16 protein-coding genes are annotated in these 20,691 nt (G+C 66.1%); 2 read left to right on the plus strand and 14 right to left on the minus strand.

Going from position 1 to position 20,691, the window contains the following annotated elements; translation table 11 throughout:
* Positions 1 to 36: 36 nt before the first annotated feature.
* The 4 genes from IB273_RS27755 to IB273_RS27770 all read right to left on the minus strand — a co-directional run bounded on the left by IB273_RS27755 (position 37) and on the right by IB273_RS27770 (position 5,602).
* Positions 37 to 1,161: an ABC transporter permease gene (locus IB273_RS27755; RefSeq protein WP_081519525.1), complete on the minus strand. Its 1,125-nt coding sequence runs from the start codon at positions 1,159 to 1,161 to the stop codon at positions 37 to 39.
* A 1-nt stretch (position 1,162) separates the two neighbouring features.
* Positions 1,163 to 3,898, minus strand: a complete 2,736-nt coding sequence (gene rbbA, locus IB273_RS27760) for a ribosome-associated ATPase/putative transporter RbbA (protein WP_192225513.1) — start codon at positions 3,896 to 3,898, stop codon at positions 1,163 to 1,165.
* Complete coding sequence (locus tag IB273_RS27765) at positions 3,895 to 4,968, minus strand: HlyD family secretion protein (RefSeq protein WP_192225514.1); 1,074 nt, start codon at positions 4,966 to 4,968, stop codon at positions 3,895 to 3,897. The genes rbbA and IB273_RS27765 overlap by 4 nt, the downstream gene beginning before the upstream one ends.
* Positions 4,969 to 5,188: 220 nt before the next feature.
* Positions 5,189 to 5,602 carry a flagellar basal body-associated protein FliL gene (locus IB273_RS27770; protein WP_081519522.1) on the minus strand — a complete coding sequence of 138 codons (414 nt, stop codon included), beginning with the start codon at positions 5,600 to 5,602 and terminating at the stop codon, positions 5,189 to 5,191.
* Between the two features lie 162 nt (positions 5,603 to 5,764).
* On the opposite strand from IB273_RS27770, the gene IB273_RS27775 reads away from it, so the two are divergent.
* Complete coding sequence (locus IB273_RS27775; RefSeq protein ID WP_081519521.1) at positions 5,765 to 6,742, plus strand: NADPH:quinone oxidoreductase family protein; 978 nt, start codon at positions 5,765 to 5,767, stop codon at positions 6,740 to 6,742.
* Positions 6,743 to 7,012: 270 nt separating this feature from the next.
* Here IB273_RS27775 and IB273_RS27780 read toward each other — a convergent pair whose 3' ends face one another.
* The 7 genes from IB273_RS27780 to IB273_RS27810 all read right to left on the minus strand — a co-directional run bounded on the left by IB273_RS27780 (position 7,013) and on the right by IB273_RS27810 (position 15,465).
* Complete coding sequence (locus IB273_RS27780) at positions 7,013 to 8,536, minus strand: malonate--CoA ligase (RefSeq protein ID WP_192225515.1); 1,524 nt, start codon at positions 8,534 to 8,536, stop codon at positions 7,013 to 7,015.
* Positions 8,537 to 8,545: 9 nt separating this feature from the next.
* Entirely contained in the window at positions 8,546 to 9,880 is a 1,335-nt protein-coding gene (locus IB273_RS27785; protein ID WP_192225516.1) for a malonyl-CoA decarboxylase, read from the minus strand.
* A 29-nt stretch (positions 9,881 to 9,909) separates the two neighbouring features.
* A complete protein-coding gene (locus IB273_RS27790) occupies positions 9,910 to 11,370 on the minus strand; it encodes an amidase (RefSeq protein WP_192225517.1) in 1,461 nt (486 codons plus the stop codon).
* 175 nt (positions 11,371 to 11,545) lie between these two features.
* Positions 11,546 to 12,580: an extracellular solute-binding protein gene (locus tag IB273_RS27795; protein WP_192225518.1), complete on the minus strand. Its 1,035-nt coding sequence runs from the start codon at positions 12,578 to 12,580 to the stop codon at positions 11,546 to 11,548.
* 21 nt (positions 12,581 to 12,601) lie between these two features.
* The gene (locus tag IB273_RS27800; RefSeq protein WP_174824627.1) at positions 12,602 to 13,408 is read right to left on the minus strand and encodes an ABC transporter permease; all 807 of its coding nucleotides are present in this window, start codon (positions 13,406 to 13,408) and stop codon (positions 12,602 to 12,604) included.
* Positions 13,408 to 14,334 carry an ABC transporter permease gene (locus IB273_RS27805; RefSeq protein WP_081519515.1) on the minus strand — a complete coding sequence of 309 codons (927 nt, stop codon included), beginning with the start codon at positions 14,332 to 14,334 and terminating at the stop codon, positions 13,408 to 13,410. The genes IB273_RS27800 and IB273_RS27805 overlap by 1 nt, the downstream gene beginning before the upstream one ends.
* Positions 14,335 to 14,346: 12 nt before the next feature.
* Positions 14,347 to 15,465 (minus strand): ABC transporter ATP-binding protein, encoded by a 1,119-nt coding sequence (locus IB273_RS27810; RefSeq protein ID WP_192225519.1) that lies wholly within the window; start codon positions 15,463 to 15,465, stop codon positions 14,347 to 14,349.
* Between the two features lie 233 nt (positions 15,466 to 15,698).
* Between IB273_RS27810 and IB273_RS27815 the strand changes: the two genes are divergently transcribed.
* A complete protein-coding gene (locus IB273_RS27815; RefSeq protein ID WP_192225520.1) occupies positions 15,699 to 16,619 on the plus strand; it encodes a LysR substrate-binding domain-containing protein in 921 nt (306 codons plus the stop codon).
* 67 nt (positions 16,620 to 16,686) lie between these two features.
* On the opposite strand, the gene IB273_RS27820 is transcribed toward IB273_RS27815, so the two are convergent.
* From IB273_RS27820 to rho, 3 genes are all read right to left on the minus strand, one after another.
* Positions 16,687 to 17,655, minus strand: a complete 969-nt coding sequence (locus IB273_RS27820; RefSeq protein WP_192225521.1) for a CDP-6-deoxy-delta-3,4-glucoseen reductase — start codon at positions 17,653 to 17,655, stop codon at positions 16,687 to 16,689.
* Positions 17,656 to 17,826: 171 nt separating this feature from the next.
* Positions 17,827 to 19,293 carry a 4-hydroxy-3-polyprenylbenzoate decarboxylase gene (gene ubiD / locus IB273_RS27825; RefSeq protein ID WP_151189009.1) on the minus strand — a complete coding sequence of 489 codons (1,467 nt, stop codon included), beginning with the start codon at positions 19,291 to 19,293 and terminating at the stop codon, positions 17,827 to 17,829.
* Positions 19,294 to 19,398: 105 nt separating this feature from the next.
* Complete coding sequence (gene rho / locus IB273_RS27830) at positions 19,399 to 20,661, minus strand: transcription termination factor Rho (RefSeq protein ID WP_015475046.1); 1,263 nt, start codon at positions 20,659 to 20,661, stop codon at positions 19,399 to 19,401.
* Positions 20,662 to 20,691 lie beyond the last annotated feature (30 nt).

Here is a 20,691-nt window from a genome sequence, read left to right on the forward strand (position 1 = left end):
TCAGGCCCGGCATGGACTCTCCACTGTAGGAGCGTGTCAGGCCATCTGCCCGATGGTCCGACGGAAGCGCCAGAGCGCGCCGAAGAAGAAAGCCGCACCGATCCCGACGATGGCCAGCAATTGCGGCCAGACGATCGACAGGTCCGCGCCGCGATAGAGGATCGCCTGGGCCAGGCTGACGAAGTGCGTGGTCGGCGCTGCCAGCATGATGTTCTGCACCAGCTCCGGCATGCTCTCGCGCGGCGTGGTGCCGCCGGAAAGAATCTGCAGCGGCATCAGGGTGAGGATCACCAGCAACCCAAGTTGCGGCATCGAGCGGGCCACGGTGCCGATGAAGATGCCCATGGAGGTGGTGGCGAACAGGTGCAGCGCCGCGCCCAGCAGGAACAGCCCCACCGAACCGCTGATCGGAACGTCCAGCCAGCCGCGCACCACCAGTTGCAGCGAGATCGCCGCCGCCACCAGCACCACGGTGCCCATGGACCAGACCTTGGCCATCATGATCTCGAACGCGGTCAGCGGCATCACCAGCAGGTGTTCCACCGTGCCGTGCTCGCGCTCGCGGATCAGCGCGGCGCCGGTGAGGATGATCGACAGCATGGTGATCTGGTTGATCACCTCCATCACCGCGCCGAACCAGGCCTGGGTCAGGTTCGGGTTGAATTCCATACGCACCGCCAGCTCCGCCGGCATAGCCGCCTCGGCGCGGTAACGGCTGACGAATTCACTGACCTCGGTGCCGACGATGTTCTGGATGTAGCCGGCGCCGGAGAAGGCCTGGCCGGTCTGCGTAGCATCGACGTTGACCTGGATCGCCGGCTGCCGCCCGGCCAGCACGTCGCGCTGGAAGTCCGGCGGGATGTCCAGGGTGAAGGTGTACAGGCCGACGTCCATGCCGCGGTCCATCTGCGCGTGGCCGATCATTTCCGGCACTTGGAAATACGGCGGCTGGAAGGCGTTGACGATGCGCGAGGAGAGCTGCGACTGGTCCTCGTCGACGATGGCGATCGGCGCGTGGTGCAGGGTTTCCGGCACGCCGGTGGCCGAGCTGTAGACGCCCAGGGTGAAGGCCCAGGCAATCAGGATCAGCATTGCGTAGTCGCGGCCCAGGCTGCGGAATTCCTTGATGCCGAGGTTGAAGATGTTCGCCAGCTTGTTCATCTCAGACCTCCTGCTTCTTCAGGCAGGCCACGCTGAGCAGCGTCAGCACCACCACAATCGCCAGCAACGGCAGGTAGTAGACCCACAGGTCGGCAAAACCCAGCGCCTTGGAGAAGGCGCCTCGGCTGACGATCAGGAAGTGCGAGGTCGGGTAGAGCTGGCCGATCACCGCTGCCGCACCTTCGAGCGACGACACCGGATGGATCAGCCCGGAGAACTGGATCGCCGGGATCATGGTGGCGATCGCGGTACCGAACACCGCAGCGATCTGGCTCTTCATGAAGGTCGAGAGCAACAGGCCCAGGCCGGTGCTGGTCACCACGTAGAGGAACGCGCCCACCAGCAGGGCCAGGAAACTGCCCTTGAGCGGCACCTGGAACAGCAGCACGGCCATGGCCAGCATCAGCACGAAGTTGATCATGCCCATGCCGATGTAGGGCAGCTGCTTGCCGAGCAGGAACTCCAGGCGCGTGACCGGGGTGACGTAGAGGTTGGTGATCGAGCCCAGCTCCTTCTCGCGCACCACGCCCAGGGCGGTAAGCATCGCCGGAATCATGATCAGCAGCAGCGGGATCACCGCCGGCACCATGGCCTTGAGGCTCTCCACGTCCGGGTTGTAGCGGAAGCGCACCTCGGTGCTCGCCGCCGCGCTGGCGGCGCTGCTGCCACTCTGCCGCGCGAGGTCGGCCAGGTAGCTGGCGTGCAGCCCCTGCACATAGCCGAGCACGGTGTTGGCGCGGGTCGGCATGGCGCCGTCGATCCACACGCCTATGGCCGGGTCGGCGCCGCGCTTCAAGTCACGGCCGAAATTCGGTGGGATCTCCACGGCCAGGCTGATGTCACCGCTGCGCAGGCGCCGCTCCAGCTCCTCGGGGTTCTGGATCGGCGCCTTCTCGATGAAGTAGCGCGAGCCGGAAATGTTCAGCGCATAGGCCTGGCTGGTGGTGGTCTGGTCGCGGTCGAGCACCGCGTAGGTGAGGTCCTCGACGTCCATGTTGATGCCGTAGCCGATGATGAACATCAGCAGCGCGGTGCCCACCAGCGCCAGGGTCAGGCGGATCGGGTCGCGGCGCAGTTCCATGGCCTCGCGGCGTGCATAGCTGAACAGGCGCAACCAGCTGAAGCGGTCGCTGCCCTTGTAGCGGGCGGACTCGGCGGGCTGCTCGGGAGCCGGCGTGGCGTCGGCCACCGGGGCGCTGCCGGCGGCCTCTTCCAGGTAGGCGATGAAGGTGGCTTCCAGGGTCGGCAGGCCACGCTTGTCGATCAAGCCCTGCGGTGTATCGCTGTCGAGCACCTTGCCTGCATGCATCAGCGAGATGCGGTCGCAGCGCTCGGCCTCGTTCATGAAGTGGGTGGAGATGAAGATGGTCACGCCGTCGTTGCGCGACAGCTCCACCATCAGCTCCCAGAAACCGTCGCGGGCCACCGGGTCGACGCCCGAGGTGGGCTCGTCGAGGATCAGGATTTCCGGTTTGTGGATCACCGCCACGGCCAGCGACAAGCGCTGGCGGATGCCCAGCGGCAGGCTGTCGGGCAGCTCGCCCTTGACCTTGCCCAGGTCGAAGCGCTGGAGCATCTCCTCGACGCGCGGGCCGATCTGCTCATGCGGGATGTGAAACAGCTTGGCGTGCAGTTCGAGGTTCTGCAGCACCGTCAGCTCGGCGTACAGCGAGAAGGCCTGGGACATGTAGCCGACGCGCCGACGGGTCTCCATGTCATTGGCGTTCACCGGCTGGCCGAACAGCGCGCAGGTACCCTCGCTGGCGGGCAGCAGGCCGGTGAGCATCTTCATGGTGGTGGACTTGCCGCAGCCGTTGGAGCCGAGGAAGCCGAAGATTTCCCCGCGCTCGATGCGGAAGCTGACGCGGTCCACCGCGACGAAATCGCCGAAGCGGCAGGTCAGCCCTTCGGCCTCGATGGCGATCTGCGGCGCGCCGTCAGGCTGCGGCCGCGGTGGAATCACCAGCTTGTGGTGACCGGCGCGCTTGCTCTCGGGCAACAACGCGATGAAGGCTTCTTCGAGATTCTGCGTACCGGTGTGCGCGCGCAATTCGGCGGGCGTGCCAGTGGCGAGCACCTTGCCGTCGTCCATCGCCACCAGGTGGTCGAAGCGCTCGGCCTCCTCCATGTAGGCGGTAGCCACCAGTACGCTCATGCCTTCGCGGCCAGCACGGATGCGCGCGATCAGCTCCCAGAACTGGTTGCGCGACAGCGGGTCGACGCCGGTGGTGGGCTCGTCGAGGATCAGCAGGTCAGGGTCGTGGATCAACGCGCAGCACAGCCCGAGCTTCTGCTTCATGCCGCCGGAGAGCTTGCCCGCCGGGCGCTCGGCGAAGGGCGCAAGGCCGGTGCTGTGCAGCAGGTCGGCGATGCGCCGCTCGCGCTCGGCCTTGTCGTGGCCGAACAGGCGGCCGAAGAAATCGACGTTCTCGAACACCGAGAGCGTCGGATAGAGGTTCTTGCCCAGGCCCTGCGGCATGTAGGCGATGCGCGGGCACACGGCGCGGCGGTGGCGCGCATCGCGCATGTCGCCGCCGAGCACCTGGATTTCGCCGTCCTGCATCTTCCGCGCACCGGCCAGCAGCGCCAGCAGGCTGGACTTGCCGACGCCGTCCGGGCCGATCAGGCCGACCATGCGGTTGGCCGGGATTTCCAGGGTGACGTCGTCCACTGCGCGGGTCTCGCCGTAGCGCAGCGAGACGCCAGCCAGACGGGCCACGCAGTCGGCGGCGTTCATTGCGGGACCTTGATCTGCAGCTCAGCCGGCCACTGCACCTGCGGGTCGAGACGCAGGTAGGCCATGCCCGGCACGCCGGTCTTCACGTAGGTGATGTACTTCTCCAGCAGGCCCGGATCGAGGCGCGCCTTGACCCGGAACATCAGCTTTTCGCGCTCGTTGGCGGTCTCCACGGTCTTGGGCGTGAACTGCGCGACGCTGGCGACGTAGGACACCTTGGCCGGGATCACGTACTCGGGCACGGCGTCGATCACCAGGTGCACTTCCTGGCCCAGAGCGACCTTGCCGGCCTGGCCCGAGGGCAGGAAGAAGGTCATGTAGACGTCGGCCAGGTCGACCATGTTGAGCAGCTTACCGCCGGCCGCCAGCACTTCGCCCGGCTGCGCCACGCGATACTGCACGCGGCCGTTGCGCGGGGCCTTGAGCAGGCTGTCGTCGATATCTGCCTGCAGGCGCTCGACGCTCGCGGTGGCAGCCTCTATGGCCGACTGCGCCTCGATCACCTGGGAGCGCGCGGCGGAGATGCCGGCCTGCGCCGAGACCACCTGCGAGCGAGCCGCGGCCAGCGCCGCCTGGGCGCTTTGCTGGGTGGCGCGGTCGTCGTCCAGTTGCTGTTGCGGCAGGGCGTTGCGCTTGACCAGCTGTTCGGTGCGGGTGAAGCGCTTCTGCGCGGCGGTGAGCTCCGCCTGGCGTTGCGCGACTATGGCTTCGGCGGTGGATTTCTCGCTGGTGCGCTGGGCCACCAGGGATTGTGCGGTGAGCTGGGCGTTCTGCGCCCGCCGCACTTCCGCCTGGGCCTGGGCGAGCTGGGCCTGGAGCACCTGGGTGTCCATCTTCGCCACCACGTCGCCGGCCTTCACGAAGTCGCCTTCGTCCACCAGGATTTCCGCCACGCGGCCGGGCAGCTTGGTGGCCACGTCGACTTCGGTGGCCTCGATGCGCCCATTGCCACTGGCGAAACCTTCGGGCAGCCCCGTCGGCTTGAACGTCTGCCAGGCCAGCGCGGCGAGCACGGCCACCACGAGCACCGCGAGACCGCGGGTGCGCCAGCTTTTTGCCTTTCCTGTCATCCGATTTCCCCTTTGTCCAGGCGCTCGAATTCGAGCGGATCATGAGGGGATGTTCGGCGACCAGCGGCAAACGGGGTTTGATTCAGGTCAGGCGTGCGCCGGAAATTTCCTACGCGCCTTGTGAGGCGGGGCTTTCAGCCCGGCATTGCGGCGAGCAGCCGCAGCCGGGTGTCGCTTGGCCTGCATGAGGCGCACTCATGCAGGCGCAGCCCGGAGGAGATCAGGGCTGGACGATCAGGTTGTTGAACAGCAGGTCGTCCACCAGCGGCTTGCCCTCCTCCTGCTGGAGGGCGGTCTGCACCTGCTTGAGGGCTTCCTGGCGCAGTTTCTCCTTGCCGTCGACGCTGCCGAGGGAGTCGTCGGTCTGCTGGGCGAACAGCATAACCAACTGGTTGCGGATCAGCGGCTCGTGGTGTTCGACCTTCTCGGAGGCCTCCTTGCCGGTGACCTTCAGCGCGATGTCGGCCTTGAAGTACTTCAGGCGCGGACCGCTGCCATAGTTGCCCACCAGCGCCGGGGTGAGGTCGATGAATACGGGCTTGTTGGCGTCTTCCGGCTTGGCTTCCTCGGATTCGGAAGCCATGACGAAGGTACTGAAGGAAAAGGCCAGCAACAGGGCGAGGAAAGCTCTCAAGGCGGTGTCTCCGGATTCGATGGGCAAAGGATAGCCACACTCGCGCCGCCGCCCAAGCTATATCGGGGCATAAGCCCAGGCCATGGTGATTTGCCCCCTGTGCCCGCGCTCCTACACTGGCCCTCTACTCACAAAGAAGAACCTCCAACGGAGTACGTCCTCATGAAAGCCGTGCTGTGCAAAGCCTTCGGCCCCGCCGAAACCCTGGTGCTGGAAGACATCGCCAGCCCCGAGCCGAAGAAGAACGAAGTCCTGCTGCAGGTCCATGCCGCCGGGGTGAACTTCCCCGACACCCTGATCATCGAGGGCAAGTACCAGTTCAAGCCGCCCTTCCCGTTCTCCCCGGGTGGCGAGGCGGCCGGCGTGGTCGGCGCGGTCGGTGAGAAAGTCAGCCATGTGAAACCCGGCGACCGCGTGATGGCGCTGACCGGCTGGGGCAGCTTCGCCGAGGAAGTGGCGGTGCCCGGCTACAGCGTGATGCCGATCCCCGACGGCATGGACTTCGCCAGCGCCGCCGCCTTCGGCATGACCTACGGCACCTCCATGCACGCGCTCAAACAGCGCGCCAACCTGCAGCCGGGCGAGACCCTGCTGGTGCTCGGCGCCTCCGGCGGCGTGGGCCTGGCCGCCGTTGAGATCGGCAAGGCCATGGGCGCCAAGGTCATCGCCGCCGCCAGCAGCGAAGCCAAGCTCGAAGTGGCCAAGGCCGCCGGCGCCGACGTGCTGATCAACTACAGCGAAGGCAGCCTGAAGGACAAGCTCAAGGAACTCACCGGCGGCCAGGGCGTGGACGTGATCTACGACCCGGTGGGCGGCGACCTGTTCGAGGAAGCCTTCCGCTCCATCGCCTGGAACGGCCGCATGCTGGTGGTCGGCTTCGCCAGCGGCACCATCCCGTCGCTGCCAGCCAACCTCACCCTGCTCAAGGGCGCCTCGCTGGTTGGCGTGTTCTGGGGCTCCTTCGCCCAGCGCCAGCCGCAGGACAACGCGGCGAACTTCCAGCAGCTGTTCGCCTGGTTCGCCGAAGGCAAGATCAAGCCGCTGGTGTCCCAGACCTACCCGCTGGAACAGGCGGCCGACGCGATCAACCACCTGGGCCAGCGCAAGGCGGTCGGCAAGGTGGTGGTGACTGTTCGCTGATTGCTTGCCGCGACATGAAAAAGCCCCGCTGATGCGGGGCTTTTTCATTCCGGCGCAGACCTGCAGGTACGCGCCATGCGCGCGATCGCGGGCATGGCCCACTCCTACAAGGGGATACCGGCGTTGAGCTGTTCGCGAGCGCCATAGGGCGGATAACCCGGAGCGGGTTATCCGCCCTACCAGAGTCTGCCGGGAGGCACGCCATCCTACGCAAGAACGCCCTGCGCGCGATCGCAGGCATGGCTTGCTCCTACAGTGCGACTTCTGCGATCAGGAATACAACGCCTTGAACTGCTCGCGCAGCACATTCTTCTGCACCTTGCCCATCACGTTGCGCGGCAGCGCGTCGACCACCATCACCCGCTTGGGCTGCTTGAAGCGCGCCAGCTTGCCGTCCAGCGCGGCAAGCACCTGCGCCTCGCTTGGCGCCTGGCCCTTGCTGGCCACCAGCACGGCGGTCACACCCTCGCCGAAGTCCGGGTGCGGCACGCCGATCACCGCCGATTCGGCCACGCCGGGCAAGGTGTCGAGGATTTCCTCCAGCTCCTTGGGGTACACGTTGAAGCCGCCGCTGATGATCATGTCCTTGTTGCGGCCGACGATCTGCACGTAGCCGCGGTCATCGATGAAGCCGATGTCGCCGGTCATGAAGAAGCCGTCCGCGCGCAGTTCCTCGGCGGTCTTCTCCGGCATCCGCCAGTAGCCCTGGAACACGTTCGGCCCGCGCACTTCGATCATCCCCGGCTCGCCCTGGGGCAGCAGGCTCGGCTCGGCCTGGCCCGGATCGGTGATGCGCAGCTCGACGCCCGGCAGCGGGAAGCCGACTGTGCCGGCGATGCGCTGGCCGTCCAGCGGGTTGGAGGTGTTCATGCCGGTCTCGGTCATGCCGTAGCGCTCAAGGATGGCCATGCCGGTGCGCTCGGAGAACGCCTTGTGGGTCTCGGCGGTGAGCGGCGCAGAGCCGGAGATGAACAGGCGCATGTGCGCCACCGCCTCGCGGGTCAGGCCGGGCTGGTCGAGCAGGCGCGTGTAGAAGGTCGGCACGCCCATCAGCAGGTTCACCTGGGGCAGCAGCTTGAGCATCTGCGCCGCGTCGAACTTGCTCAGGAAAAGCATCGAGCCGCCGGCCATCAGCAGGGTGTTACAGGCCACGAACAGGCCATGGATATGGAAGATCGGCAGCGCATGGAGCAGCCAGTCCTCGCTGGTGATGTTCCAGTAGTCCACCAGCGCGCGGGCGTTGGAGACCAGGTTGCCGTGGCTGATCATCGCACCCTTGGAACGCCCGGTGGTGCCGGAGGTGTAGAGGATCGCGGCGAGATCGGAAGCAGCACGCTCGACGTCGACGAACCGCCCCGGCTTGCCATGCACCTTGGCCATCAGCGAGCCGTCGCCGGCATCGCCGAGGGTTTCCACGTGGGCCACGCCGCTGACTTTCGCCAGCTCCCGGGCCTGGGCCTCGAAGGCCGGCGCACAGACGAACAGCGAGGGCTCGGCATCATCGAGGAAGTAGCGCAGCTCCTCGCCGGTGTAGCCGCTGTTGAGCGGCAGGTAGACCGCGCCGACGCGCAGCACGGCGAGGTACAGCATCACCGTCTCGGGGCTCTTGTCGACCTGCACGGCGACGCGGTCGCCCGGCTGTACGCCGAGTTCCACCAGCGCGTGGGCGAACTGCGAGGTGCTGCGCAGCATGTCGGCGTAGCTGTAGCCGCCGCCATCCGGGGTACGGATGAACGGCTTGGAAAGGTCGCTGGGCAGGTGTTTGCCGACTTCGGCGAAAAGGCTCTGGTTCATGGTGAGGTCCTAGCGTTTTGTTTTCGCCGACAGGGTGGCCAGTTTGCGCACCTCGGGTGAGGCGGTGACCGCGCCCTGGTTGGCGTAGGCTTCGTGGTTCTTTTCGATCTGGCGCAGTTCGTAGCGGTAATTGACCATCAGCCCGGCGGCCTGGCGCAGGCCGCTGGCGGAGAGGTCGCCGCGCCAGTTCAGACGTTCCAGGCGCGCGCCGTTGCCCAGGTGGAAGCGCGCCACCGGGTCCAGCGGGAAACCCGCGCCGTTGCGGGCATGCAGGAAGTATTCGGCGGCCAGCGCCAGCATCGGTTGCTCCGTGCGTGGCGGCGGCGCGGCGTCGGGCTTGAGTGCCTTGAGCAGCTCGGCGGCTGTCGCGCCCAGCTGCGGGTCCTCCCCCAGGCTGTCGAGCCAGCGGCGGAAGCCGGGCACCGGCGACAGGGTGACGAACTGGCGCAGGCCGGGAATCTCCCGCGCCAGCTCCTCCACCACCTGCTTGATCAGGAAGTTGCCGAAGGAGATGCCGCGCAGGCCGTCCTGGCAGTTGCTGATGGAATAGAACACCGCGGTATCGGGCTCGTCTGCCGACGCATCAGCCGGCTTGCCCTCCGGACTCTTTGTTTCCAGGATCTCTGCAATCGCACCCGGCATGGCGCGGGTCAGCGCCACCTCGACGAAGATCAGCGGCTCATCGGCCAGGGCCGGGTGGAAGAAGGCGAAGCAGCGGCGGTCGGCCGGCTGCAGGCGGCTGCGCAGGTCGTCCCAGTCCTTGATGGCGTGGACGGCCTCGTACCTGATGATCTTTTCCAGGATCGACGCCGGGGTCGACCAGTCAATGCGCCGCAGTACCAGGAAGCCGCGGTTGAACCAGGACGCCAGCAGGTGCTGCAGGTCGTGGTCCACGGCTGCCAGCTCCGGATTGGCTTTGAGCTCCTGCAACAGCAGGCGGCGCATGGCGATCAGCTCGGCGGTGCCGCCGGGTGCCTGGTTGAGGCGGCGGAACAGCTCCTGGCGCGGCGGTTCGCTGGCTTCGAACAATGCCGTGGTGTTGGCCGACGACGGCTCGTCGAGGTAGCGCTGGCAGGCTTGCGCCAGCGCATCGTGGGGTGGTGCGAAATCCTTCAGCAGGGTGTCGAAGAAGGCCTTCTGCTGGTCATGCGGACAATCCCGGTAGGCGCACAGGACCTGCTGCGCCAGGGCCACGCCCGAGGCTTCGCCGTGGCTGGAGATCAGCTTGTGGCAAGCCTGCGCCAGCGCCTGGGCATTGCCCGGCGCCGGCTCGCGCGACTCGAGCAATTGCCGGCCGCGCTCGGTGATGCTTTGCAGCAGTTCCTGGAAGAAGCTGATATTCATGCGTCCCCCTCAGCTTGTGGATAACGGAGTTACACCCCCGCCAGCATGGGCGGCGGGCAGCGCTGATACCAGCGCGAGGCCTGCTCGTAGGCGTGGGCCAGTTGCAGCACGGCCATGTCGGCCTGGTGCCTGCCGATGATCTGGATACCCATGGGCAGGCCCTGCTCATTGAAGCCCACCGGCACGTTGGCCGCCGGGCAACCGGACAGGGTGGCCGGGATCACCACTTCCATCCAGCGGTGGTAGGTGTCCATGGCCTTGCCGGCGATTTCCTTTGGCCAGTCCCAGGTCTTGTCGAACGGGAAGACCTGGGCGCTGGGCAGCAACAGGTAGTCGTAGCGCTCGAACAGTCGGCTGATCGCACGGTACCAGTCGCTGCGTGCGGCGGAGGCGCGGAACACGTCCATGGCGGAGAGCTTCAGGCCGTTCTCCACTTCCCAGATCGCCTCGGGCTTGAGCAGCTCGCGCTTGGCCGGGTCGGTGTAGGCCGCGCCGAGGGAGCCGGCGACCATCCAGTGGCGCAGGGTACGCCAGGTGTCCCAGAGGCGCTCGGGCGAGAAGCCCATGGCGGTCTCCTCGACGTGGCAGCCGATGGCTTCGAAGTCGGCGAAGGACTGGCGGCACAGCTCCAGCACGCCCTTCTCCATGGGCAGGTGGCCGCCCAGGTCGCCCAACCAGCCCAGGCGCGCGCCCTTGAAGTCGCGTTCCAGCCGGCCGGCGAACTGCTCGCCGCTCTCGGCGATGGACAGCGGCGCACGGGCATCGCCGCCGGCCTGTACCGACAGCAGCAGCGCCACGTCGCGGACGCTGCGGCCCATGGGGCCTTCGTAGCCCATCTGGTCGATGAACAGGTCGGCGCTGTCGTCGAAGGGCACGCGGCCCTGGGAGGGACGGAAACCGATGATGTTGTTGAAGGCCGCCGGGTTGCGCAGCGAGCCCATCATGTCGCTGCCGTCGGCCACCGGGACCATCTGCAGCGCCAGGGCCGCCGCTGCGCCACCGCTGCTGCCGCCGGCGGTGCGCTCGGGCGCGTAGGCGCAGCCGGTGGCACCGAAGATCGGGTTGTAGCTGTGGGAGCCGAGGCCGAATTCGGGGGTGTTGGTCTTGCCGATGATGATCGCGCCGGCCGCCTTGATGCGCTCGACCATGATGCCGTCGCGCTCGGGCAGGTAGTCGCGGAACAGCGGCGAGCCTAGGGTAGTGCGGATGCCCTGGGTCAGCGACAGGTCCTTCACCGCATGGGGCAGGCCGTGCATCCAGCCACGGTATTCGCCACGGGCCAGGTCGGCGTCGCGCTGGTCGGCTTCGGCCAGCAAGAGATCGTCCGGCTGCTGGCTGACGATGGCGTTGACCGCCGGGTTGTAGCGCTCGATCTGCTCGAGGTGCGCCTGCATCACTTCACGGCAGGAAACTTCGCGCAGGCGGATGCGCTGGGCCAGTTCGTGGGCCTGGAGCTGGACGAGTTCGTTTTGCTTGTTGTTCTGGCTCATGGAACGAGGCCTTTTTCATCAGGATTTCCCGCAACGGGAAGGTTCGGTCGGGTTCAACGACCCCATCAGCGGATGGGGCTTGTAGCGAATATCGTGTTCGCCGGGCCGCACGCTGCCGGCACGTCCACGAAGGTGGACGCGAGCAGCGTCGGTCGGCGGCTTTCCCGGTCGGGGATCAGCGCATCAGGTTGGTCCAGATACGGTCGGCCAGGCGGATCGCGCCTTCGCCACAGGTCTTGCTGAACACCACCTTGGTGCCCTCGGGGATGTGCAGTTCCGGCGCATCCTTCAGGCTGGCATCGAGGAAGGGTTCAACGCCCTTGATCGGGCTCTGGTGCTTGAGGAAGTTCTGGGTCATCGCCGAGTTCTCCGGCTGGCTCAGGAAGGCGATGAACTTCTTCGCGTTCTCCGGGTGCTTGGCGCCGGCCGGGATCACCAGGTTGTCCACCCAGGCCATCACGCCCTCTTTCGGGTAGAGGTACTTCAGGCTGGACTTCATCTCACGCGCGCGCATCGACGAGCCGCCCCAGAACATCGACATGTCGACTTCGCCCGAGGCCAGGTTCTCGCGGATCGAACCGGCCTTGGAGCTGTAGGTCTTCACGAAGGGCTTCTGGGTCTTCAGCAGGGTCAGCACCTGTTGCATCTGCTTGGGGTCCTCGCTGCACAGCGGGATGCCCAGGTAGAGGCTGGCGGTGTCGATCACCTCGCTCGCCGAGTCGAACATGTTGATCCTGCCCTGCAGCTCCGCCGGCGGGGTGAACAGCACCGAGTAGCTGTCGGCCGGGCCGCTGTACTTGGCGCTGTCCAGCACCACGCTGGTGGTGCCCCAGATGAAGGGCACGGCGTAGGCGCCTTCCGGGTCCCAGGTGGGCTTCTTCAGGTTGTCCTCGACGTTGGCGTAGTAAGGCTGGCTGGCCGGGTCGAAGCGCTCCAGCAGCTTCTCCTGGATCAGGATCGGCACGAACTGGTGCGAGGGAATGGCCACGTCGTAGCCGGTGCCGCCCTGCTTGAGCTTGGCCAGCAGCGTTTCGTTGGAGTCGTAGGAATCCACGGTCACCTTGATGCCGGTTTCCTTCTCGAACTTCTCGAGGATCTGCGGGGTGAAATAGCCACTCCAGCTCACCACGTTCAGTTGTTCGGCGGCGTTCGCGCTTGCCACCAGGCCCATGGCCAGCGAGGCCCCTACAGCAGCGATCAGTTTGCTCATCTTCTACTCCGGTATGTGGGCTCAGGCCTTCTTCTTGCCGAGCAGGTAGGACAGGGTTACGAACAGCACGGAAACGCCGAGGATCAGGGTCGACACCGCGTTCACATCAGGCGTCACGCCCATGCGCAGCAGGCCGAAGATGAAGATCGGCAAGGTGGTGGTGCCGGCCTGGGAGACCATCATCGAGATCACGAAGTTATCCAGCGAGACGATGAAGGCCAGCATCAGCCCGGAGAAAATCCCCGGCATCAGCAGCGGCAGGGTCACCTTGCGGAAGGTCCGCCAGGGGCCGGCGTAGAGGTCGGCGGCGGCCTGCTCCAGAGACAGGTCCATGTCGTTCAGGCGGGCACGGATCGGCAGGTAGGCGAACGGGATGCAGAACACCGTGTGGGCGATGATCAGGTTGCCGTAGCCCAGCGACAGGCCGAGGGTGGAGAACAGCGCCAGGGTGGCGACGCCGACGACGATTTCGGGCAGCACCAGCGGCAGCATGATCGCCCCCATGGACAGCCGCAGGCCCTTGAACTTGGCCCCGCGCGAGGTGCCCAGCGCGGCCAGGGTGGCGATCACCGTGGCAATCACGCTGGCGCAGACCGCGATCAGCAGGCTGTTGCCGGCGGCCTGGCGCAGCGCCTGGTTGGCGAAGGCGCTGCGGTACCAGTCGAGGCTGAAGCCGGTCCACACGGTGGCGGACTGGTTGGCGTTGAACGAGAGCACCACCAGCACCACGATGGGCGCGTAGAGGTACAGGTAGAACAGGAAGCTCAGCGCGCCGAAGCCACGAAAATCCTGCACACCCAGACGGCGTTTGGTCAGCAGCGAGAGCATCATTCACCTCCCCGGGCGATGCGCAGGCGCTCGGCGCGCATCGCGTAGAACATCAGCACCAGCATCACGGCTCCCATCAGCACCAGCGACAGCGCCGCGCCGAAGGGCCAGTTCCGCGAGTCGCTGAACTGCCGGAAGATCAGGTTGCCAAGCATCATCTTGGTGCCGCCGCCGAGCAGTTCGGGGGCGATCATCGCGCCCAGGCACGGCACGAAGGTGAGGATGGCGCCGGCCAGGATGCCCGGACGGGCAATCGGCAGGACCACCTTGCGCAGGGTACGGATGCGTCCGGCATAGAGGTCCTGGGCCGCTTCGAGCAGGCGCATGTCCATCTTTTCCAGGGTGGCGTAGATCGGCAGCACGACGAAGGGCGCGTAGGTGTAGACCAGGCCCAGCAGCACGGCGCCGTCGGTGTAGAGCAGGTTCAGCGGCTGGTGGATGATGCCGAGGCTCATCAGCGTGCCGTTGACCACGCCAGTGCCGCGCAGCAGCAGGATCCAGGCGTAGGTGCGGATCAGCAGGTTGGCCCAGAACGGCACGGTGATCAGGAAGATCAGCAGGCCGCGACGGTGCGCCGGCTGCATCGCCAGCCACACCGCCACCGGGAAGCCCACCAGCAGGGTGATGACGGTGGTCGCCGCAGCAATGCCGATGGAGCGCAGGGCGATCATCACGTAGGAGTCGGCAAAGGCCAGGCTGTCGTCGAGTTGGCGCTCGAACAGCAGCGAGACATAGGCGTCGATGCTGAAGTGCGGGTTCACCCCACCGTAGGGGTTGGCCTGCATCAGCGAGTAACCGACCACGATGAAGATCGGCACGATCAGGAACAGCCCGATGGAAACCAGCGCGGGCGACACGCCGAGGAAGCTGCGCAGCGCCTGGCGCCGCTCCAGCGAATTGCCAGCGGTTGTGGATAACCGGTTCATGCTCACCTCCGCTCAGTCCACCAGGACGCTGGCGCTGCCTTTTTCGAACAGCAGCCCGGCGCGTTGCCCGGCTGCCAGACGCCCGCGTTGCCCGGCGCTGTTGGGCGCACGGACTGTCAGGCGGGTGCCGTCGGCAAGGCTGACCTGGTACTGCAGGTCAGTGCCCAGGTAGATCTGCTGGACGACGGTGCAGGGCGTGGCGGACGGGGTGTCCTCGGCCACCAGCTGCAGGCGCTCGGGGCGGATAGACAGGGTGACTTCGGCGCCGACCTTCAGGCCTTCGCGGGCCGGAGCCTCGATCAGCTGGTCACCGGGGATGCGGTACTGCGCGCAATCACCGGCGAAGTTCTCGACCCGCGCCGGGAGGAAGTTGGTCTCGCCGATGAAGTCGGCGACGAAGCGGTTGCGCGGGTTTTCGTAGATGTCGTCCGGGCGGCCGACCTGCTGCACCTCGCCCTCGGAGAGCACGGCGATGCGGTCGGACATGGTCAGGGCCTCTTCCTGGTCATGGGTGACGAAGATGAAGGTGATGCCGGTCTTGGACTGGATCGCCTTGAGCTCTTCGCGCATGGCCTGGCGCAGCTTGAGGTCGAGTGCGGACAACGGCTCGTCGAGCAGCAGCACCTTGGGGTGCGGCGCCAGCGCGCGGGCCAGGGCGACGCGCTGTTGCTGACCGCCGGAGAGCTGGGTCGGTTTGCGCTGGGCGAAGCGCTCCATCTGCACCAGGGCAAGCATCTCGCGGACGCGCTCGGCGACCTGCGCCTTGCTCATGCGCTGGCCCATCGGGTGGGATTCCAGGCCGAAGGCGAGGTTCTCGGCGATGGTCATGTGCGGGAACAGCGCGTAGTGCTGGAACACGGTGTTCACCGGGCGCTCGAAGGGCGGCCGGTCGGCGATGTTCTCGCCGTAGAGCTGGATTTCCCCGGAGGTGGGGAATTCGAAGCCGGCGATCATCCGCAGCAGGGTGGTCTTGCCGCAGCCCGAGGGGCCGAGCAGGGTGAAGAATTCGTTGTCGCGGATGTCCAGGTCGACGCATTTCAGAGCGACGGGACCGCTCGCCGGGTCGCCGTAGACCTTGCGCACGGAGCGGATGGAGACCGCCGCCGTCTGCAGGCTGTGCAGGGCACTCATGGTGAAACCTCCGTACCTTCCCTTCCGCCACCAGCAGGCGGTCGGGGGATCTTGTAGTTGTTCTGGCAGGACTAGAGACGCTGGGGTGCAGCGCTGGTCTTGGGTCAGGCCCAAGTTGTGATGTTGTTGAGGCGGATATTCGAAGAAAGGTGGTTGAGCGGAAAGCTCAATTTTCTTACATTCGATATTAAATAATTTAACAGCTAAAAAGCTGATACCCCCGAGGCCTCGCCATGTCCATCCAGCGTCTTCCGCCGCTCAATGCCGTCCGCGCCTTCGAGGCCGCCGCCCGGCTGGGCAGCTATGTCGCCGCCTCGAAAGACCTGCATGTGACGCAGCCGGCCATCGGCCGTCACGTGAAGCTGCTGGAAGACTGGCTCGGCGTGCAGCTGTTCGAGCGCACCCCGCGCGGGGTGAGCCTGACGTCAGCCGGGCAGCGCTACTACGCGAAGATATCCACCGCCCTGCAGCAGATCGCCGACGCCGGCCACGAGCTGGCCCCCGGCGGCACCGCGCGCTGGCTGAAGATCCTGGTGGTGCCGGCCTTTGCCAAGCGCTGGCTGATGCCGCGCCTGGAAACCCTGCGCCAGCAGCGCCCCGGCCTGAAGGTAGCGGTGGAACCCAACCCGACTTTCACTGAAGTGGACGGCAAAAGCGCCGATCTGGGGATCGTCTACGGGCTTCCTGGCGTCTATCCGCAGTGCCACAGCACCCTGGTGCGACCGGCGGTTTTCCCGGTGTGCTCGCCCTCCTACCTCGAAGAGCACGGCCCGCTGAGCAGCGTGCACGAACTGGCGCAGCACAAGCTGATCCACGTCGACGATGGCGAATGGTGGAACCTCTGGCTGTCCACCATCGGGCTGGACCTGCGGGTGAACTCCGACGTGCTCTACGTCAGCAACGACCACGCGCTGTCCATGGCCGAGGCCGGCCACGGCATCGCCCTGGCCAACCTGGTGCTGGTGAAGCACCAGCTGGCCGCCGGCACGCTGGTGCGGCCGCTACCCGAGGAGGTGCCGCTGGAGAGCTACCAGCTGCTGCTGCCCACCGGCGCGGTGAGCGCCGATGTGGCCTGGTTCGAGGATTGGATTCGCGCGGCGTTGCAGGAAGAATTCTCGCCACATGCCACCCACGAGACTGAGTCGACTGAATAGCTAGGCGGAGTGCCGAAGACAGTGCGACTAGCACGGCGAGTCGCTCCAACGACGCTGGACAGTTGAATCAGCCTCGTGGGGCGTAGGCGAAGACGTCCGCACGCATCTGGTGCGGGTCCATGCCCGCCGCCACCAGCGCATCCAGGGTGCCGTAGACCATCGCCGGCGAGCCGCTGGCGTAGACACGCAGGCCAGACAGCTCGGCGAAGTCCTCGCACACAGCCTCATGCAGCAGGCCGCAGCGCCCCTGCCAGCCGCACAGGTCGCTGACGATCCTGTGCAGGTGCAGGTTGGGTACGCTTTCCCACTGCTCCCAGTGCGGCAGCTCGTAGAAGTCTTCCGGGCGCCGCACGCCCCAGTACAGGTGTACCGGGTGGGCGAAACCAGTCGCGCGGCAGAATTCGATCAGGCTGTGCATCTGCGCCATGCCGGTGCCGGCGGCGATCAGCACCAGCGGGCCGTCCGGCAGATCGGCCAGGTGCGCGTCGCCGAAGGGCATCTGCACGCGGGCAAAGCGGTCGCGCTGCAACTGGGTCAGCAGGTCGATAGCGCTGTTCTCGCGGGCCAGGATGTGCAGCTCCAGGTCACGCCCTTCCTGCGGCGCGGAGGCCAGGGAGAAGGCCGCCGGGTCGCTGCCTTCGCGCTCGATCAGCACGTACTGCCCGGCGTGGTAGCGCGGCGGCTTGCCGGCCGGGGCACGCAGGCGCACGCGCCAGACGTCGCCGCCCACCGGCTCGCAGAGGCTCAGCTGGCAGGACAGCTTGCGCACCGGCAGTTCGCCGGGGGCCAGCACACCGTCCCAGTGCAGCACGCAGTCTTCCAGCGGCTCGGCCAGGCAGGTGAAGAGCTCGCCGTGGTCGCGCACCTCGCCGTCCTGGCGTACGCGGCCTTCCACCAGCAGCGCCGCGCAGATATGGCAGTTGCCGTTGCGGCAACTCTGCGGGCACTCGTAGCCCAGGCGCCGCGCACCGTCGAGGATACGTTCCCCGGGCCGCAGCTCAAGCTGGGCGCCGGAGGGTTGCAAGGTCACTTTCAAGCGCTGTTCTCGTTCTTATACAGATTGGAGCTGCTGTCGCCGGTTGCGCCGTAGGATGGCGTGGAGCGAAGCGATACCCATCATTCCCGACAGCATGGGTATCGCCTGGGCTCCACCCATCCTACGCCTCAGTGTTTCCCACAAACCGCAGTGAACCGGATTGCGCGGGAGTCAATCGATGCCCAAGCTCGCCCAGATTTCGTCGACGCGGCGGGTCACCGCCGGGTCCTTCTCGATCACCCGACCCCATTCGCGGCTGGTCTCGCCCGGCCACTTGTGGGTGGCATCCAGGCCCATCTTCGAGCCCAGGCCGGAGATCGGCGAGGCAAAGTCCAGGTAGTCGATCGGGGTGTTGTCGATCATCACCGTGTCACGCTTGGGGTCCATGCGCGTGGTGATGGCCCAGATCACGTCGTTCCAGTCGCGGGCGTTGATGTCGTCGTCGGTGACGATAACGAACTTGGTGTACATGAACTGTCGCAGGAACGACCAGACACCCAGCATCACGCGCTTGGCGTGGCCGGGGTACTGCTTCTTCATGGTCACCACCGCCATGCGGTAGGAGCAGCCTTCGGGCGGCAGGTAGAAGTCGGTGATCTCGGGGAACTGCTTCTGCAGGATCGGCACGAAGACTTCGTTCAGCGCCACGCCGAGGATCGCCGGCTCATCCGGCGGGCGGCCGGTGTAGGTGCTGTGGTAGATCGGTTTCTGCCGGCGGGTGATGCGCTCGACGGTGAACACCGGGAAGCGGTCCACCTCGTTGTAGTAGCCGGTGTGGTCGCCGTACGGGCCTTCATCGGCCATCTCGCCGGGATGGATCACCCCTTCGAGGACGATCTCGGCGCTGGCCGGCACCTGCAGGTCGTTGCCGATGCACTTGACCAGCTCGGTCTTGTGGCCGCGCAGCAGGCCGGCGAAGGCATATTCGGAGAGGTTGTCCGGCACCGGAGTGACGGCGCCGAGGATGGTCGCCGGGTCCGCACCGAGGGCCACAGCCACCGGATAGGGCTGGCCGGGGTGCTTCTGGCACCACTCGCGGAAGTCCAGCGCACCACCGCGGTGGCTGAGCCAGCGCATGATGACCTTGTTGCGGCCGATCACCTGCTGACGGTAGATGCCCAGGTTCTGCCGTTCCTTGTTCGGCCCGCGGGTGACCGTCAGGCCCCAGGTGATCAGCGGCGCGACGTCGCCGGGCCAGCAGGTCTGCACCGGCAACTTCGACAGGTCGACGTCGTCGCCCTCCTCGATCACTTCCTGGCACGGCGCGTCCCGCAGGACCTTGGGCGCCATGTTGATGACCTTCTTGAAGATCGGCAGCTTGGACCAGGCGTCCTTCAGCCCCTTGGGCGGCTCGGGCTCCTTGAGGAAGGCCAGCAGCCTGCCGATCTCGCGCAGTTCGGAGACGTCCTCGGCGCCCATGCCCAGGGCCACGCGCTCGGGCGTGCCGAACAGGTTACCGAGTACGGGGATGTCATAGCCGGTGGGCTTTTCGAACAGCAGGGCCGGGCCCTTGGCGCGCAGGGTGCGGTCGCACACCTCGGTCATTTCCAGCACCGGGGATACCGGCGCCTGGATGCGCTTGAGCTGTCCGCGCTGCTCCAGGGCAGCGATGAACTCGCGCAGGTCGCGATACTGCATGAGGATCTCGATGGCGGCAGGATGATGCGACAGTCTACCGCCTATCAGCGCCTTGCAGAAACACGAAGGCCGGGTTTCCCCGGCCTCGTTGGTCTCGCAGAGCGCTTACTTGCTGCGCTTCATGGAGTCGAAGAACTCGTCGTTGGTCTTCGTCTGGCGCAGCTTGTCGAGGAGGAATTCCACGGCGGCGATCTCGTCCATCGGGTGGAGGATCTTGCGCAGGATCCACATGCGCTGCAGCTCTTCCTCACCGGTGAGCAGCTCTTCGCGACGGGTGCCGGAGCGATTGATGTTGATCGCCGGGAACACGCGTTTTTCCGAGATGCGACGGTCGAGGATGAGTTCCGAGTTACCGGTACCCTTGAATTCCTCGTAGATCACTTCGTCCATCTTCGAGCCGGTTTCGATCAGCGCGGTGGCGAGGATGGTCAGCGAACCGCCTTCCTCGATGTTGCGCGCGGCGCCGAAGAAGCGCTTGGGCTTTTCCAGGGCATGGGCGTCGACACCACCGGTGAGCACCTTGCCGGAGCTGGGGATCACGGTGTTGTAGGCACGAGCCAGACGGGTGATGGAGTCCAGCAGGATGATCACGTCCTTCTTGTGCTCGACCAGGCGCTTGGCCTTCTCGATCACCATCTCGGCAACCTGCACGTGGCGGGTCGGCGGTTCGTCGAAGGTGGAGGCGACCACTTCGCCGCGCACGGTGCGCTGCATCTCGGTCACTTCTTCCGGGCGCTCGTCGATCAGCAGGACGATCAGGTGGCACTCGGGGTTGTTGCGGGTGATGTTCGAGGCGATGTTCTGCAGCATGATGGTCTTGCCCGCTTTCGGCGGGGCGACGATCAGGCCGCGCTGGCCCTTGCCGATCGGCGAACAGAGGTCGATCACACGGCCGGTGAGGTCCTCGGTGGAGCCGTTGCCGGCTTCCATGGTCAGGCGCTTGGTCGGGAACAGCGGCGTCAGGTTCTCGAAGAGAATCTTGTTCTTCGCGTTCTCCGGACGATCGAAGTTGATCGAGTCGACTTTCAGCAGGGCGAAGTAACGCTCGCCTTCCTTCGGCGGCCGAATCTTGCCGATGATGGTATCGCCCGTGCGCAGGTTGAAGCGACGGATCTGGCTGGGCGAGACGTAGATGTCATCCGGGCCGGCCAGGTACGAGGAATCGGCGGAGCGCAGGAAGCCGAAGCCATCCTGGAGAATCTCCAGCACGCCGTCACCGGAGATTTCCTCACCGCTTTTCGCATGCTTCTTCAGCAGCGCGAAGATGATGTCCTGTTTGCGCGAACGGGCCATGTTTTCCAGGCCCATGGCATCGGACATTTCCAGCAATTCGGCAATCGGCTTTTGCTTGAGTTCGGTCAGATTCATAGAAGGGACGTAAATACGCTGAAAGGGGAA

The sequence above is a fragment of the Pseudomonas sp. PDM19 genome (assembly GCF_014852215.1).
Classification (GTDB): Bacteria; Pseudomonadota; Gammaproteobacteria; order Pseudomonadales; family Pseudomonadaceae; genus Pseudomonas.